Origin of the sequence: Kribbella sp. NPDC051620 (assembly GCF_044453825.1) — a bacterium.
GTDB lineage: Bacteria > Actinomycetota > Actinomycetes > Propionibacteriales > Kribbellaceae > Kribbella.
Genome location: NZ_JBITDB010000004.1, coordinates 1059269 through 1074670, shown reverse-complemented (window position 1 = coordinate 1074670; position 15402 = coordinate 1059269). Strand labels below are relative to the sequence as shown.

Below are 15402 nucleotides of genomic sequence, written 5' to 3'. Positions count from 1 at the left end.
CCGCCAATCAGGCCAAGTTCTGAAGAAGCTGTGCCTCGGCCAGACAGACCTTGGTGAACTCCTCCAGGTGCAGGCCTTCGTCGATGCCGTGGGCCCGGGTGTCCGGATCCTCCACGCCGGTGACCAGGACGGCCGCGTTCGGGAAGGCCTGCTGGAACTCCGCGATGAACGGGATCGACCCACCCATCCCGGTGTCGACGGGCTCGACACCCCACGCCGTGGCGAAGGCGGAACGGGCCGCGTCGTACGCCGTACCGCGCGCGTTGATCGAGCACGGCTGGCCGAGATCGCCTTCTGTCACAGTGACCTGGGCACCCCACGGCGCGTTCTGCTCGAGGTGGTTGCGCAGGGCTTCCATCGCCTTCACCGCGTCGTCACCGGGAGCGACCCGCAGGCTGACCTTGGCCCGCGCGACCGGTACGAGAGTGTTGCTCGCGTCGGCCACCCGCGGCGCGTCGATGGCCAGTACTGCGATCGCCGGACGGGTCCACAGCCGGTCGACCAGGGTGCCCGAGCCGATCAGCTTCACCGAGTCCAGCACGCTCGACTCGGACCGGAAGCGGTCCTCGGGATAGTCCAGCTCCGCCGCGCGTGTCGCGTGCAGTCCGTCGACGGCGACGTCGCCGTTGTCGGTGTGCAAGGTGGCGAGCAGCCGGCACAGGGCCGACAGCGCATCCGGTACGGCGCCGCCGAACAGTCCCGAGTGGACGGCGTGCTTCAGCGTCCGGACCTCGACGAAGCAGTCGACCAGGCCGCGCAGCGAGACGGTCAGGGCGGGCTGGCCGATCGCCCAGTTTCCCGAGTCGGCGATCACGATCGCGTCGGCGGTGAGCTCGTCGGCGTACTCGTCGAGCAGCTGCAGCAGGGTCGGCGAACCGATCTCCTCCTCGCCCTCGACGAAGACAGTCACGCCCACCGGCAGGTCGTTGCCGAAGGCCCGTACGGCGGCCAGGTGCGCCGCGATCCCGGCCTTGTCGTCGGCGGCGCCGCGCGCGAAGAGCCGGCCGTCCCGCTCGGTCGGCTCGAACGGCTCCGACGTCCACTCCTCGACGTTGCCGGTCGGCTGGACGTCGTGGTGCGCGTAGAGCAGTACGGTCGGCTTGCCCTCCGGCGCCGGCTTCTTCGCGATCACCGCGGGCGCGCCGGAGCCTGCCCGGACGATCTGGATCTCGAAGCCCTCGGCCTCGAACAGAGCAGCGGTCGCTTCCGCCGATCGCTGGACATCGGCCGCACGGGCCGGGTCCGCGCTGACCGAGGGAATCCGGATGAGGTCCTCGAGGTCGGCACGAACAGAGGGCAGAACGCGGTCGATCGCCGCACGCAGGTCGGTCATGCGCCCTACCGTACTGCGGGTCAATCACTTACCGTCTACCGAGAACATCTCGAAGGTTATCGCCCAAACCCCAGAGGACATCATGACGCGTCGCTTCGCCATTCTGACCGCCTTCATCACGACCGCCACTGCGCTGACCGCCTTCAGCGCGCCGGCCAGTGCCGCGATCTCCTGCGACACCGCGACCACCGGTGGCAGCACCTTCTACGACGGGCCGTCGGCCTCCAACAAGTACGACGCCCGGTTCAGCAACACGCGAGCATCCCCAACCTGAGCACGCATACCCCGCAGGGGGCTGGGACTTGGTACAACTGGGACGGCTCCGGCAAGAACCTGCTGCTGGTCGCCTCGTACCGTGCGGGCGCCGACTCGCAGATCTACGGCATCGACCCCGCTACCGGCTCCACGGTCGGTGTGGTCGCCATTGCCGAGTCACACGTCGGTGGGATCACCACCAGCAAGGGTTGGGCCTTCGTGGCCGGTGCAGGCAGCTCCATCCGGAAGTACCGGCTCACTGAGCTCCGCGACGCGCTGAAGGCGGCCGGTACGCCGTACCTCGCCCAGGTCGGTACTGCGCGAGATGTAGCCGGCTCCTCGTTCCTGACCAGCTACGGCGACTCCATCTTCTCCGGCACCTTCAACGAGACCGGCCGCGGCATCATGTACGAGTACAAGATCGCCGACGACGGCACGCTCACCACGCTGGCCGGCGCCTGGGAGGTACCGACCAAGACGCAGGGCCTGATGGTCACCGCCAACCACTTCGTCTACAGCACGTCGTACGGGCGGGACAACCGCAGCAACCTGTACGTCGTACGCCGGGGCCAGAAGGACCTGGACGCGGCCGCGCTGAGCTGCTTCCGGGCGCCGAGCATGACCGAGGGCATCACGGAGTACAACGGCACGGCGTACCTGGTCTACGAGTCAGGCTCGTACCTCTACAGCGGCGACTCAGCCACCCTCAACGTCATCCCCCGCATGCACAAAGCCACGGTGTCGTCCCTGACCTCCCTGGTCGGGTAGAGCTACGGGATCAGGGTCGCCGAGTCGAGGACGCGCTGGACCTCTGCGTTGTCGGTGTCACGGGCCTGGGTCCGTAGCACCGTCCCGGCGATGGCCGTCTGGTAGCGCTCGCCGACAGTGCTGGTCACCTTCGTCGCAGGGTCCTGGCACTGGTAGTAGAAGGTCACCATGTTGTTGCCCGGGACGGCAGGGCCGGTTGAGGTACAGCCAACGGGCACCTTGCCGATCTTGGGCAGTTCACCGGTCAGCTTCTCCAGATAGACGCCCGGCACCGTGCTGTTGGTCACCCAGTTCGCGGTGTCCGGGCTGACCAGCAGCTTGGTCTTGTCCTCCGTCGACTTCTGATCCCAGGAACGCGGCACCTTCACCGACATGTTGTCCTGCTCGACGGTGACCGGGCGGCTCATCACGAGGCGGTAGCCGCCGTAGCCGCCGCCTGCGGCCAGGATGAGGGCGAGGACGACAGTGATCACCCATGCGCGGGCTGAGCGCTTCGTAGCCTTCGCTGGTGTCGCCAGCAGAGCAGCGGGCGCGGTCGTGGCGTCTACCGCGGGAGCTGAACCGACTGTGGGCGCGTTGGCGGCTGACAGGGCTGTTTCCTGGTCGACTCCGGCCGGGCCGGTCGGTCCGGGGAGGGCCTCGGCGGGAACCAGGCCGGCGGGAATCTTGCCTGTCTTATGGGCCTCTTGGAGGGCGTCGAGGAAGCTGTCGAGGTCCGGCCAGCGCTTGTCGCGGTCCGGCTCGAGGGCGCGGCGTACGACGGCGTCGATCGCGTCGGGCACGTCGTCGCGCAAGGTGCTCATCGACGGCGGCGGGGACTCGATCCGCATCACCGCGCCGAGGCTGATCACCCCGTGCGGCGCCTGGCCGGTGAAGGCCGCGTACGCGACGGCGCCGAGCGAGTAGAGGTCGGCGCGGTGGTCGAGCCGGTCGCCCATCACCTGCTCGGGCGCGACGTAGGCCGGCGTACCGCCCGGCATCGTCAACTGGGACACGGTTTCCAGCGACTTGCCCAGGCCGAGGTCGCCGAGCATCGCGCGGTCGCCGTCCTCGTCGAGGCGGAACAGCACGTTGGCCGGCTTCACGTCCCGATGCAGCACGCCGCGCGCATGCAACTGCTTGAGTCCGCTGCCGACCTGGGCGATCACGTCGACGACGTCGGCGATCTCCATCGGCCCGGCCTTGATCCGGTCGGCGAGCGATCCGCCGTCGGCATAGGTCAGGACGAGATAGGGCCGGCCGTCCTCGGTCTCGCCGACGTCGTGCACGCCGACCACGTGCGGCGAGTCGACCCGGCGCAGGAACCGGCCCTCGGCCAGGAACCGGCGCCGGACGTCGTCTTCGTCGATCCAGTTGTCGGACAGGATCTTGACGGCGACGTCCGCGTCGAGCTCTTCGTCCCTGGCCAGCCAGACGGTCGCGAAACCCCCGGCACCCACCCGGCGGACCAGGGAGTACCGGCCGATCCGCTGGGGCTGGTCCATCCCCGCATTATGCTCGATCCTTCCTGCGACTTGGTCGCCGGAGCGGTGGTTCGAGACCGAAACGGGGCCTAAGGAGTGCGAAACGTCCGGGTGTTGATGGTCACGGTTGTCGCGGTGGCGGCGGTTGTGGCCGGAGGGTTCGTCGCGTCCCGGCGTACGCCGGAGTCGCAGCTCGGCGCAGCGGCGCCGCTGGTCGCCCCGGTGCAGACTCCTTCGCCGGTGAGGTTCACCGGGCCCGCGGTCGTCCCGATCGACGCGCGCAAGCTGCCCGTCGGCGCGGCTCCCCACCCCACCTACCTGCGTGACCGGACCGTCTACGGCGGCGCCGGTACGCCGGTACGCGTGCCCGGGCGTCTCGAGATCGACGCGGTCGGCCGCCTCCACGATGCCGTCCTGACCGTCCAACTGAAGACCGTCCGGGACCCGGCCCTGGTCATACTCGATGCCTCTGGCAAGCAAATCGAGCAGGTCCCCGGCGTCGACTCGGTCGTCACCAGCACCGACGGCCAGGCCGCCGCCTATGCCTCCGGCGGCCGGTACGCCCCGGAGGAGCACGTCGGCGGCACGGTCTACTACCGCCGCTCTGCCACCGGGCCGGTCAAGCGGCTCGCCCAACCTCGTGTGCACGACGTCCGCGTCCTCGCTGTGACCAACGACACCGTCTACTTCCGGTCCAGCGACGACCTGACCGGGCCCTGGAACTTCTACCGCTGGCAGGTGGACCAGCCGACGCCCATCCGGATCAGCACCGTCCGGTCCCCGATCGCGGTCTCCGGCGACGGCACCCTGGTCGCCGGACTGGCCTCGCAGAACGACAGCGGCATGTGCACGACCCTGATGACCGCCACCACCGGCACCCAGCGCTGGCGCAGTTGCCAATACCAGCTCACCCGCTTCAGCCCCGGCAACACGTTCACCATCGGCATCCCGGCCGGCAGCGATCCGTACGGCGATCTGGAGAACGCCGCCCTCGACCCGGAGACCGGCAACCAGCTCCGCAAGTGGACCGGCCCGTCCCTGCGCGACGCGAGACCCGAGGACGGCGATCACGTAGTACTGGCGTGGCACGACAAGCCGGAACCCGGGTCCCGGTCGGCCCTGGTCCGCTGCACGGTCAGCTCCGGGAAGTGCGAGCTGGCGGCCCCGCCGGCGTCCGGAACACTTCTTCTCGGCTCATGACGAACAAAACCGCGTCGGCCCGCGTCCTATCCCGGACGGGGACGAACCGATTGGACGACCGAACGTGAAAACGGGCAACGGCCCGCTGGCCATGGGGGTGGCGGCGGTCGCAGTACTGGCTGTGGTGAGCGGTGGGGCCCTCGCGGCCCGCCGCGGCCCGGCCACGTCCCCATCGGCTGCCGCTCAGCCGCTGACCGCGAGCGCCACGCCCAAGCCGTCGACGCCCAAACCGTCAGCCAAGCCGTCGACGACCCCGAAGCCATCGACCACGCCGGTCACGACGCTCTCCGGTCCGGCGATCCCGACGGTCAAGGTCGACCTGGCCAAGCTGCCGACCGGCCGGGAGCCGCAGGTCGCCTACCTGGACGGACGGGTGCTCAAGGGCGGCCTCGGCGGCGACGTCACCATCCCCGGCAGCCAGGAGATCCTCCGCGCGGTCCGGTACGACGGCGACGCGATGGTGGTCCGCGAAGTCGGCCTGGGCGGCTCCGAGCTGGTCCGGGTCAATCTCGACCGCGTCCTCCCCGAGCGCACTCCCGACGTCGCGAGCCTGGTGACCTCGGTGAACGAGGACGCCATCGCGTACGGCACGGCCCGGTCCAATGCGGACCACACCCGCCGCAAGGGCAGCGCCGTCTACTGGCGCAACGCCTTCACCGACAACAAGCTGAACCGCCCGAACGACTGGTACTCGACCGTCCTGGCCGTGGTCGACCAGACCGTGTACTTCGCCGCCGGCACCGACCCGAACGAGCCCGACGCGACGCTGAACGCGTGGCACACCCAGACCGGCAAGGTCGACCTGCTGAAGTCCTTCAAAACCCCTGCGGGCGTGGATTTCCAGGGCACCAACGGTGTCGACCAGCTCGAGGGCGCCGCGCAGACCTTCTGCTCCGCGGTGCGCGCGCTGGCCGACGGCGCCCAGCTGTGGCGGACCTGTGAGTACTCACTCGACGGCTTCACCCCGGACGGCCGAACCGTCTACGCGACCCCGGACTTCCACAACGGCGGCTCCAATCCGTCCACCACCGCGATCGACAGCAAGTCAGGCACGGTACGCCGGCAGTGGACCGGAGTTGAGTTCCTCACCACGACCGCCGAGGACGACGACCACCTGCTGATGGCCGTGGACACCGGCGAGAACACGGCGAGCGCGATCATCCGCTGCAGCATCGGCTCGGGCGCCTGCGAACTGGCGACGAAGCCGGCCAAGACGGCTCGGCGAGACTCGCTCCGGGTGATGGGCGGCTGGTCATGAAGCGGCAGAACGGTCTCCTGGTGGCGCTGGTCGCCGCCGTGACGGTCGCTGCCGTAGTACTGGGCGCCACCATCGCGTCTCGCCAGGTCCCGCAGCGCCAGAGCACCGCCTATGCAGCGCCGCTGCCAGCCCCGACCACTCCGGCCACGACTCCTTCCAAGAGCGCACAGACACCGAAGACCACGCCTTCCCTCAAGCCGTCGACACCCGCACCGAGCGCACCGCCGTCCCCCACCGACACACCGACCTTGACCGGCCCGACCAAGGTCACCCTGGCCCTGTCGAAACTCGGCACCGGACGGCAGCCGCAGATCCCGTACCTGGCCGGCCGCGAGGTCCGTGGCGGTGCCGGGAGCACGGTCAGCATCCCCGGCAAGGACGACGTACTCCAGATCGCCCGGGTGAACAGCTCGGTCCTCGCGCTGACCACCAACGGGAACGGCTCGCAGGTACTGCGGCTGGAGGCGAACGGCGTCGCCAGCGTCGCGAACGTCAACCACATGGAGACCAACGCCGACCAGAGCGGTGCCGCGTACGCCGCCTTCGGTGCTGACGGCCCGGTCGAGGGCGGCACCATCTATGCCGACACCGGCACGTCGCTGACCGCACTGAAGCTGACCAAGCGCTGGAACTTCAAGGTGCTCTCCTACGTAGGCGACAAGGTCTACTTCGAGTCCTCGGACGTACTTGGCAGCGGCGCGAGCTGGAGCACGTATGTCTGGTCGCCGGGTGAGCCGGAAGCCAAGCTGGTGAAGGCGCTCTCGTCCATGACGACGATGGCAGCCGACGGCAAGACCGCGGCCACGGCCCTGCTGGTCAACACCACCGGCTCGTGTTCCGCGGTCACCGCCGTCGAGACCGGCCTGCGGGTGTGGAAGACCTGCGACTACTACCTGAACGACTTCAGCCCCAGTGGGGCGACCGTGTTCGGAGTACCGTCCGGTGACGACGGCTACTGCTCCTCGGCGGAGGCTGCCCTCGACGCGAAGACCGGCAGGCTGCTCCGCGAGTGGAAGGGCTGCCTGCAGAGCATCAGCACCGAGGACGACGAGCACCTCCTGATGGTCGCGTCCGCGTCGGGCGAGGGCGTCAACGCGAAGTCGGCGATCATCCGCTGCACCATCAGTACCGGCGACTGTGAACTGGCCACACCCGTGAGCTCGAACCGACTCCTGCTGAGCACCTGATGGCCCCATCCCTGAAGCTCGACCTAATGCGCAAGAACGAGCGGCTGGCCGCCGGGCTCGCTTCTGTCGCGGTGGCCGCGGTGGTGGCCGGTGGTGTGTTCGCCTCCCAGCAGGGGCCGGCTGACAGGGACTCCGGCGCGGCACCGCTACCCGGACCGAGCAGTACGCCGTCCACAACCCCGAAGCCTCCGTCCACCCCATCGCCCGCCACGGCCACGCCACCGACGCCACTACCGAGCAGCACCGCGGTGAGCAGCACTCGGCCGAGCAACAAGCCGAGCACCGGTATTGGTTCCAGCACCGGCCCGGCCACGGTTGATGTGGTGGTGGACAAGCTGGCCGACGGCCGGGCGCCGCAGTTGCCGTACCTGGCCGGCCGAGAGGTCCGGGGAGGTCCCGGCGGCCCGGTGAAGATCCCTGGCACCGGGATCATTCTGGCGATCGCCCGGCTCAACACAGCCGCTCTGGCCGTCGTCGAGCACGCCAGCACGGACAAGGACCCGTTCCCCTCCGGCAGTGACCTGGTCAAGGTCCGGTACGGAGAAGTGGAGAAGACCCCGAACGTCTCGTCTCTCGTGGGCAGGGAGGACCAGTCCGCGGTGGCTTACGCCACCACCCGGTTCGACGCGAAGGGCGACCGGACCAAGGGCAGTGACCTGTACGCCGAGGTCGACGACTCCGTCCAGCGGCTCGAACTCGCGAACAGCTGGAACGTCGAGGTACTGGCCTACCGGGGCGCATCGGTCTACTTCCGGGCGGCAGCTACCAGTGGAGGCCAGCAAACGCTCTTCCAGTGGAAGCCGGGCACCTCGAAGGCCACCTCGCTGAAGGCCGCCGCGTCGCCCGTCACGGTCACGAACGACGGCACCATCGCTGCTTCGCTGAAGCAACTCAACGACGGCAGTTGCGCCACTGTCACCGCGATCGAGTCCGGCACCCAGCTCTGGCGTACCTGCGAGAGCCGGCTGGTCGGATTCACCCCGGACAGCCGGATCGCGGTCGGCGTCGGCGCCTCCTTCGAGGGCAGTTCGGAGACTCTCACCGCGCACGAGGCCAGGACGGGCAAGCTGCTCCGGACCTGGAACGGCCAGTTCTACGACGCTGTCGCCGAGGACGACCAGCACCTGCTCGCCGTCACCGTCGTGTCCGGCAATCCGGTCAACGGCACCCTCAAGCTGGCGATCATCCGGTGCAGCATCCCCACCGGCCAGTGCGAACGCGCGACGCCGGACGCGCTCGATCAGAGCGTGATCCTGCGATGATCGGTCTCGACCCCTCAGCGCGTTAGGAACGACGTCATGTTGCAGAAGAACGGCCGGCTGGTCGTGCTCGTCGCCGCCGTCGCGGTCGCCGCGGTGGTGATCGGCGGCGTCGTCGCCTATCAGCAGGGGCCGCGCTCAGAGGGCGGGACGGCGGCGCCGCTGTCCGCGTCGGCGACTGCTCCGGGCACCAAGACCGCGCCGCCGGCCACTCCTTCGAAGACACCGACGCTGACGCCCAGCACGCCCAGCACGACGCCGGACAAGCCGTCCGGACCGGTCAAGATCACCCTGAACCTGGCCAAACTGCCCCGGGGCCGCGATCCCCAGGTGGCGTACCTCGTCGGCCGGGTGGTCAACGGCGGCGCGGGCGGACCGGAGACGATTCCCGGCAAGGCGGACATCCAGCAGATCGCCCGGGTCAACGGCCGGGTGCTCGCCGTCGTCACCAAGGGCCTCGGGACGGAGTTGCTCAAGCTCGGACCAGGGACCGGCTCCGTCGAGCGGGTCCCGGACGTCACCACGTTGGTGACGAGCGCTGACGCGACCATCGCGGCGTACTCCGCGACCCGGACCGGCAGCCAGAGCGAAGCCCTCAAGGGCGGCACCGTGTACTCCGACAACGGCGGCCTGGACAGCCACAAGCTCGAACTGCCGAACGCGTGGGGCCTGCGCGTCCTGTCCGTCGTGGACGGCAAGGTCTACTTCGAGTACGCCACCACCGAAGGCGGACGATCGAAGCTCTACTCCTGGACGCCCGGCGCGGCAAAGGCCACGCAGCTCGACGTCACCTCGCCCACCGGCATCTCCTCGGACGGCCGGCTGGTCGTCTCGATGGGCCTGATCTCCGACAGTGGATCCTGCTCGGACGTCAAGGAGCTCGCGACCGGCAAGCGGCTCTGGAAGACCTGCGAGAGCGCCATCGAGGGGTTCACCCCGGACGCCAGGACCGCGTTCGGCGGCGACGCGTACGCCGACGGCTACTGCTCCGGGACCGCCACTGCGCTCGATGCCCAGACAGGAGTGATCCTGCGGCAGTGGAAGAGCTGCTTCTTCCAGACCGTCCCCGAGGACGACCAGCACCTGCTCATCGTCGCCGACGCCCTGAACGGCGGCGGCGAGGACGGGTACGGCCAGCGCGGGATCATCCGCTGCACGATCACCACCGGCGCTTGCGAGCTGGCAACCCCGCTGACGCCGCACAGCAACGTCCACCTCGGCTCCTGACCTGTCTGCCGGCAGCTAACGAGCGCCCTGGCCGGGACGGATCGGCGGCAGACTACCCAGATGGACCGGATCGTGGTGCTGGCCGACATACACGGTGTACTGCCTGCTTTGGAGGCAGTACTGGCCGAGCCGGATGTGGCTGCCGCAGATGTGATCGTGCTGGCGGGGGACATCGCCAGCGGGCCGCAGCCGGTGGAGACGCTGGACCTCCTGGTGGGGTTGGGCGAGCGGGCCGTGTGGGTGCGGGGCAATGCGGACCGGGAGCTGGTGGAGATGGCTCGTGGGTCGTTCAAGGGCGATCCACCGGACCCGGTCAGCCCCTGGGCCGCCTCGCAACTCCGGGCCGACCAGGTCTCGTTGCTCGCCGACCTGCCGACGCAGGTGACACTCGGCGACACCCTCTTTTGCCATGCGACGCCTCGGGATGACGAGGAGATGGTGCTGGTCGACAGCCCCATCGCGAGATGGGCGACGGTGCTCGGCGGCGTACCGGAAGAGGTCAGGACGGTCGTCTGCGGGCATACGCACATGCCCTTCGCCCGGCAGGTCGACCGGCGACTGGTGGTCAACGCAGGCAGTGTCGGCATGCCGTACGGCGCACCCGGCGCCAGTTGGGCGCTGCTGACTCCAGGGGGTGTCCAGCTGCGTCGTACCGTGCTCCCGGACACCGCTGCGGACCAGCTGGCCAAGGACTCGTCGTACCCGGGGATCGAGGAGTGGCTGGACGCGTACCTGCGCTCCAACTACTCCGACACCGAGGCGCTAGAGGCGTTCAGGCCGCGCTCGGAGGTGTGAGCGGCTACCGTCAGGGCATGTTCGCGCGGCGACGGAAGCACTTCGGCACACCGGCCGACAAGGCGACGTACGCGACGCTGCACACCGCCTCCCTCGCCACCCCGAGCCTGCGCGAGGGGCTGACTCCGGCGGCGGCCGGTAAGGCCAGCAAGCATCTGCGCGACCTCCTCGGTACAGCGGCCATCGCCATCTGCGACTCCTCCGGCGTACTCGCTTGGGACGGGGTTGGCGGTCCATACGAGAGCAACCACCGTGGGGACGTCAAGGGGCTCGCGGCGGCGACTCTGCGCACGGGGCGTACCGCAGTACTGGGTATCCACGATGTGGCGTGCGGCGACCCGCAGTGCCCAATCCGTACTGCGGTAGTGGCGCCCATCGTCACCGAGGACCGAGTAGTGGCCGTACTGGTCGCCTATAGCCCTCGCTCGTCGGCAGCACTCGTCCGGGCGACCGAGGAGGTGGCCAGGTGGGTCTCCGGCCAGGTAGAGCTCGCCGAGCTCAACAAGGAGCGGACCCGTGCCATGGAGGCGGAGCTGCGGGCACTCAGGGCGCAGATCAGCCCGCATTTCATCTACAACGCGCTGGCCGCGATCGCTTCCTTCGTCCGGACGGACCCCGAGCGTGCCCGGGAGCTGCTGCTCGAGTTCGCCGACTCCTCCCGGTATGCGCTGCGGCGCGGCGGTGAGTTCACCACGCTGTCCGACGAGCTGCGCAATGTGGAGCGGTACCTCGTACTGGAGCAGGCCCGGTTCGGCGAGCGGCTCAAGGTGTCACTGCTGATCGCCCCCGAGGTGCTGTCGGTGGCGATCCCGTTCCTGGTCGTCCAGCCGCTCGTCGAAAACGCTGTCCGGCACGGCCTCGACGGGACCTCGGGCGTCGGCCGGATCACCATCCGCGCCCAGGACCGCGGGCTCGAGGCGGAGATCAGCGTCGAGGACGACGGGGCCGGCAGCGATCCCGACGTCATCCGCGCCGCGCTGGCCGGCGAGTCGAGCGGCGACTCGGTCGGCCTTGGCAACGTCGACGCCCGGCTGCGCCAGGTCTACGGCGACGCCTACGGCCTGGTGGTCGAGACCGCCCCGGAGGCCGGTACAAAGGTCAGCTTCCGGGTGCCCAAATACTCCTCAGGGGTGCACGCGTCCGCTTAGTCTGGCCGCATGACCGACTCTCCCTTGCGTGCCCTCGTTGCTGATGACGAGGAGCCGGCGCTCAACGAGCTGGTCTACCTGCTGCGCCAGGATCCCCGGATCGGCGAGATCAAGACCGCCTCGAACGGGACCGAGGCGCTGAAGATCCTGCAGGACGGCGACCTGGACGTGGTGTTCTGCGACATCAAGATGCCCGGCCTGGACGGGATCGAGGTGGCCAGGATCCTGTCCAAGTTCAAGAGCCGGCCGCAGATCGTCTTCGTCACGGCGTACGACCAACACGCGGTCGACGCCTTCGCGCTGGACGCGGCGGACTACGTGATGAAACCGGTCCGGGCCGAGCGGCTGAGCGACGCGGTGCGTCGGGTGGTCAACCTGGGTACACCGACCGCCGTACCACCGCAGGCGGAGTCCACGGACGACGAGACGATCCCGGTCGAGTTGGCCGGCGTCACCCGGTTCGTCCAGCGGTCCACCGTCCGGTACGTCGAAGCGCAAGGCGACTACGCCAGGCTTCATACCGGCCAGAACTCGCACCTGGTCCGGATCCCGCTCAGCACCCTGGAGGAGCGCTGGCGCGACGCCGGCTTCACCCGCATCCACCGCAGCACCCTCGTCGCCCTGGCCCACGTCGACGAAATGCGCGTCGACGGCGGCCGCTGCGCCGTCCGAGTCGGCGACGACTGGCTCCCAGTCAGCCGCCGCCACACCCGCGAACTCCGCGACCTCCTGGTCCGCTCAACTTCCTTGAGGGGCTGACTGTGAGCACCCTGTGGATAACCCAGCCGGCTGGGAGGCCCTCGCGGTTAGACTTAGTTAGGAAGGACAGAGGGCGCAACCAAGGCCCTGGGGCACCACGATGAGCGTTCCGGAGCAGCCGCCCCGGCGGGTGCGTGTGACGAGCCCACGGACGAGCGCCGCGCGCCGGATGACGGCGCACACCGGCACCCGCGAGATCGACGAGCAGACCCGGGTCGGCGAGGTCTACATGAACTCGCTGATCCAGTCCCAGCTCCGGCTCGCCCTCGCCGTCATCGCCGGCGCCGCCGTCACCCTCGGCGGCCTGCCCCTGCTCTTCCTGCTGGTCCCCGCGACCCGCACCCTGCCGATCTTCGGCATCCCCCTGCCATGGCTCCTGCTCGGCGTCATCGTCTACCCCGTGGTCTACGTCGCCGCCCGCATCTACGTCCGCCACGCGGAACGCATCGAAGCCGAGTTCACCGAGTTCGTCGGGCGCAAGTAGTGCTCCGCGCCGCAAGTGCCACAGGATCTCGGTCGAGGAGCACAGCATGAACCCGGCGATGAGTCTGACCGCGATCGGACTGGTGATCGCGGCAACCATCGGGATCGGGCTGTTCGGGCTGCGGATCTCCCGCACCACGAGCGACTTCTACGTCGCCAGCCGGGCCGTCACGCCACGCTGGAACGCGTCCGCGATCAGCGGCGAATACTTGTCAGCGGCATCTTTCCTCGGTGTGGCCGGCCTGGTGCTGGTGAACGGCGCCGACATGCTCTGGTTCTCGGTCGGCTACACCGTCGGCTACCTGATGCTGCTCGTCCTGATCGCGGCTCCACTCCGGCGCTCAGGCGCGTACACCCTCCCCGACTTCGCCGAAACGCGCTTCGAGTCGGCCGTCGTACGCCGGATCTGCTCCTGCCTCGTCGTCGGCATCGGCACCCTCTACCTGCTCCCCCAACTCCGCGGCGCCGGCCTGACCGTCCATACCGTGACCGGCGCACCTCCCGCCGTCGGCGCCGCCCTGGTCGCGCTCATCGTGGTCATCAACGTCGCCGCCGGTGGGATGCGCTCGATCACCTTCGTCCAGGCCTTCCAGTACTGGCTCAAGCTCACCGCCCTGGCAGCGCCGATCTTCGTCATCTTCATCGCCTGGCGCTCGGGTGACCACCCTGTCGGCGTCCTGCATTCCCTCCAAGGTGCCGGCGCTGAATGGGCCGAGCCGCTCTCCCGAGCAGGCGGCCGCGACCACCCGCTCTACGCGACCTACTCGTTGCTCCTGGCCCTTTGTTTCGGAACCATGGGCCTGCCGCACGTCCTGGTCCGCTTCTACACCAACCCCGACGGCCGCGCGGCCCGCCGTACGACGGTCGTCGTGCTGGCCCTGCTCGGCGCCTTCTACCTCTTCCCGCCCCTGTACGCCATCCTCGGCCGGACCTTCGCGCCTGACCTGATCGGCAGCGGCGCCGACACCGTCGTCCTCGAGCTGCCTGGCCGCATTTTCCCTGGTACAGCAGGCGATCTGCTCGGCGCACTCGTCGCCGCCGGAGCCTTCGCCGCGTTCCTGTCGACGTCATCCGGGCTGACCGTCGCCATCGCTGGCGTGATCGACCAGGACCTCCTCCGCAACCGCCTCCACCGGCTGACCGGCGGCGACTACCTGGCCGTCAACAGCTTCCGGATCGCGGCCCTGCTGGCGATCGCCCTTCCCTACGTGGCCTTCAACATCACCGGCGCACTCAGCCTCGCCGACACCGTCGGCCTGGCGTTCGCCGTCGCCGCCTCGACCTTCTGTCCCCTGCTGGTGCTCGGAATCTGGTGGCGCAAGATGTCCACCGTCGGCGCCGCGGCCGGCCTGATCGTCGGCGGAGTCGCCGCGATCACCGCAGTACTGTTCAACGTCCTAGGCCCACCCCACGCCGGCTGGCCGAAGGCCCTGATCGCCCAACCCGCCGCCTGGACGATGCCGCTGGCCTTCATCACCGTCATCACCATCTCCAAACTCACCCCCCAGAAAATCCCCCGCGGCACTCCCCGCAGCATGGTCCGCCTCCACACCCCCGAAGCAGTAGACGTAGACCGCGGCCTCCCCTCGCCCTGACCCATCGCCACCATTGCGGGGGTTAACCCCCGAAGTGGTGGGTTACCACCCCGGTATCACGGGGGGCAACCCACCAGATGAGGGGTGAACCCCTGAAATCGCGAGCAGCCCGACACGCGGTGCCCGACGGGGTGGCGGCCGCTCGTCGCGGGAATTGGACCGTTTGTCGCAGGGGGGTCCGCCGCCGGTCGAAGGGTGCGCGCCACTGGGCGCTCGGTGCGGTTCGGTGCTGTTGGGTGAGAGTGAGCTGGACCACAGTACGAGCAGCAACCCTGCGTGCCGGTTCTTCCGCCCGGCCTGATTCCGTCTGGAGGTCCCGCGATGAGCGATACGCGCCGCGCGGCCGGCGATCCGGAACTGACGACGTACCGGGATGTCCAGCTGTCGCCGGACTTCTCCGAGCTGCGTCGCCGGTTCCGGCGCTTCGTGTTCCCGATGACCGGGCTGTTCCTGGCCTGGTACTTCCTCTACGTCCTGCTCGCCGACTACGCGCACGGTTTCATGTCGCACAAGGTCGGCGGCAACATCACCGTCGGGCTCTTGTTCGGCTTCGGCCAGTTCGTCTCCACCTTCGCGATCACGCTGCTGTACGTCCGCTGGGCCGACAAGTCGTTCGACCCGGACGCCAAGCACCTGCGTGACCAGATCGAGGGAGACGACCAGTGAGCGCGC

Annotated in this window: 15 protein-coding genes; 13 read left to right on the top strand and 2 right to left on the bottom strand. The window is 69.1% G+C overall.

Annotated features, from left to right (window positions below; all coding sequences use genetic code 11):
* Nucleotides 1-7: 7 nt before the first annotated feature.
* Nucleotides 8-1333 carry a dipeptidase gene (locus ACIA12_RS24135; protein ID WP_396369296.1) on the bottom strand — a complete coding sequence of 442 codons (1326 nt, stop codon included), beginning with the start codon at nucleotides 1331-1333 and terminating at the stop codon, nucleotides 8-10.
* Between the two features lie 82 nt (nucleotides 1334-1415).
* On the opposite strand from ACIA12_RS24135, the gene ACIA12_RS24130 reads away from it, so the two are divergent.
* Nucleotides 1416-1607, top strand: a complete 192-nt coding sequence (locus ACIA12_RS24130; RefSeq protein WP_396369295.1) for a hypothetical protein — start codon at nucleotides 1416-1418, stop codon at nucleotides 1605-1607.
* 140 nt (nucleotides 1608-1747) lie between these two features.
* Nucleotides 1748-2356, top strand: a complete 609-nt coding sequence (locus tag ACIA12_RS24125) for a hypothetical protein (protein WP_396369294.1) — start codon at nucleotides 1748-1750, stop codon at nucleotides 2354-2356.
* A 2-nt stretch (nucleotides 2357-2358) separates the two neighbouring features.
* On the opposite strand, the gene ACIA12_RS24120 is transcribed toward ACIA12_RS24125, so the two are convergent.
* Nucleotides 2359-3840: a serine/threonine-protein kinase gene (locus tag ACIA12_RS24120; RefSeq protein WP_396369293.1), complete on the bottom strand. Its 1482-nt coding sequence runs from the start codon at nucleotides 3838-3840 to the stop codon at nucleotides 2359-2361.
* Nucleotides 3841-3954: 114 nt separating this feature from the next.
* On the opposite strand from ACIA12_RS24120, the gene ACIA12_RS24115 reads away from it, so the two are divergent.
* The 11 genes from ACIA12_RS24115 (at nucleotide 3955) to ACIA12_RS24065 (ending at nucleotide 15396) form a co-directional block, all read left to right on the top strand.
* Nucleotides 3955-5019 (top strand): hypothetical protein, encoded by a 1065-nt coding sequence (locus tag ACIA12_RS24115; protein WP_396369292.1) that lies wholly within the window; start codon nucleotides 3955-3957, stop codon nucleotides 5017-5019.
* A gap of 64 nt (nucleotides 5020-5083) precedes the next feature.
* The gene (locus ACIA12_RS24110; protein WP_396369291.1) at nucleotides 5084-6277 is read left to right on the top strand and encodes a hypothetical protein; all 1194 of its coding nucleotides are present in this window, start codon (nucleotides 5084-5086) and stop codon (nucleotides 6275-6277) included.
* Nucleotides 6274-7464, top strand: a complete 1191-nt coding sequence (locus tag ACIA12_RS24105) for a hypothetical protein (protein ID WP_396369290.1) — start codon at nucleotides 6274-6276, stop codon at nucleotides 7462-7464. The genes ACIA12_RS24110 and ACIA12_RS24105 overlap by 4 nt, the downstream gene beginning before the upstream one ends.
* Nucleotides 7464-8726 carry a hypothetical protein gene (locus ACIA12_RS24100; protein WP_396369288.1) on the top strand — a complete coding sequence of 421 codons (1263 nt, stop codon included), beginning with the start codon at nucleotides 7464-7466 and terminating at the stop codon, nucleotides 8724-8726. The genes ACIA12_RS24105 and ACIA12_RS24100 overlap by 1 nt, the downstream gene beginning before the upstream one ends.
* 36 nt (nucleotides 8727-8762) lie before the next feature.
* On the top strand, nucleotides 8763-9950 hold the full coding sequence (locus ACIA12_RS24095; RefSeq protein ID WP_396369287.1) for a hypothetical protein: 1188 nt from the start codon (nucleotides 8763-8765) through the stop codon (nucleotides 9948-9950).
* Between the two features lie 60 nt (nucleotides 9951-10010).
* The gene (locus tag ACIA12_RS24090) at nucleotides 10011-10745 is read left to right on the top strand and encodes a metallophosphoesterase family protein (RefSeq protein ID WP_396369286.1); all 735 of its coding nucleotides are present in this window, start codon (nucleotides 10011-10013) and stop codon (nucleotides 10743-10745) included.
* Between the two features lie 17 nt (nucleotides 10746-10762).
* Complete coding sequence (locus ACIA12_RS24085) at nucleotides 10763-11893, top strand: histidine kinase (protein ID WP_396369285.1); 1131 nt, start codon at nucleotides 10763-10765, stop codon at nucleotides 11891-11893.
* Between the two features lie 9 nt (nucleotides 11894-11902).
* Nucleotides 11903-12652, top strand: a complete 750-nt coding sequence (locus ACIA12_RS24080) for a LytR/AlgR family response regulator transcription factor (protein WP_396369284.1) — start codon at nucleotides 11903-11905, stop codon at nucleotides 12650-12652.
* Between the two features lie 136 nt (nucleotides 12653-12788).
* A complete protein-coding gene (locus ACIA12_RS24075) occupies nucleotides 12789-13136 on the top strand; it encodes a hypothetical protein (protein WP_396369283.1) in 348 nt (115 codons plus the stop codon).
* A gap of 46 nt (nucleotides 13137-13182) precedes the next feature.
* On the top strand, nucleotides 13183-14730 hold the full coding sequence (locus tag ACIA12_RS24070; RefSeq protein WP_396369282.1) for a cation acetate symporter: 1548 nt from the start codon (nucleotides 13183-13185) through the stop codon (nucleotides 14728-14730).
* 321 nt (nucleotides 14731-15051) lie between these two features.
* On the top strand, nucleotides 15052-15396 hold the full coding sequence (locus ACIA12_RS24065) for a DUF485 domain-containing protein (protein ID WP_396369281.1): 345 nt from the start codon (nucleotides 15052-15054) through the stop codon (nucleotides 15394-15396).
* Nucleotides 15397-15402 lie beyond the last annotated feature (6 nt).

Excerpts from the sequence above, each read along its gene's own strand:
- ACIA12_RS24135 (WP_396369296.1), bottom strand. The coding sequence starts at position 1,333 with ATGACCGACCTGCGTGCGGCGATCGACCGCGTTCTGCCCTCTGTTCGT.
- ACIA12_RS24130 (WP_396369295.1), top strand. The coding sequence starts at position 1,416 with ATGACGCGTCGCTTCGCCATTCTGACCGCCTTCATCACGACCGCCACT.
- ACIA12_RS24120 (WP_396369293.1), bottom strand. The coding sequence starts at position 3,840 with ATGGACCAGCCCCAGCGGATCGGCCGGTACTCCCTGGTCCGCCGGGTG.
- ACIA12_RS24105 (WP_396369290.1), top strand. The coding sequence starts at position 6,274 with ATGAAGCGGCAGAACGGTCTCCTGGTGGCGCTGGTCGCCGCCGTGACG.
- ACIA12_RS24100 (WP_396369288.1), top strand. The coding sequence starts at position 7,464 with ATGGCCCCATCCCTGAAGCTCGACCTAATGCGCAAGAACGAGCGGCTG.
- ACIA12_RS24095 (WP_396369287.1), top strand. The coding sequence starts at position 8,763 with ATGTTGCAGAAGAACGGCCGGCTGGTCGTGCTCGTCGCCGCCGTCGCG.
- ACIA12_RS24090 (WP_396369286.1), top strand. The coding sequence starts at position 10,011 with ATGGACCGGATCGTGGTGCTGGCCGACATACACGGTGTACTGCCTGCT.
- ACIA12_RS24085 (WP_396369285.1), top strand. The coding sequence starts at position 10,763 with ATGTTCGCGCGGCGACGGAAGCACTTCGGCACACCGGCCGACAAGGCG.
- ACIA12_RS24080 (WP_396369284.1), top strand. The coding sequence starts at position 11,903 with ATGACCGACTCTCCCTTGCGTGCCCTCGTTGCTGATGACGAGGAGCCG.
- ACIA12_RS24070 (WP_396369282.1), top strand. The coding sequence starts at position 13,183 with ATGAACCCGGCGATGAGTCTGACCGCGATCGGACTGGTGATCGCGGCA.
- ACIA12_RS24065 (WP_396369281.1), top strand. The coding sequence starts at position 15,052 with ATGAGCGATACGCGCCGCGCGGCCGGCGATCCGGAACTGACGACGTAC.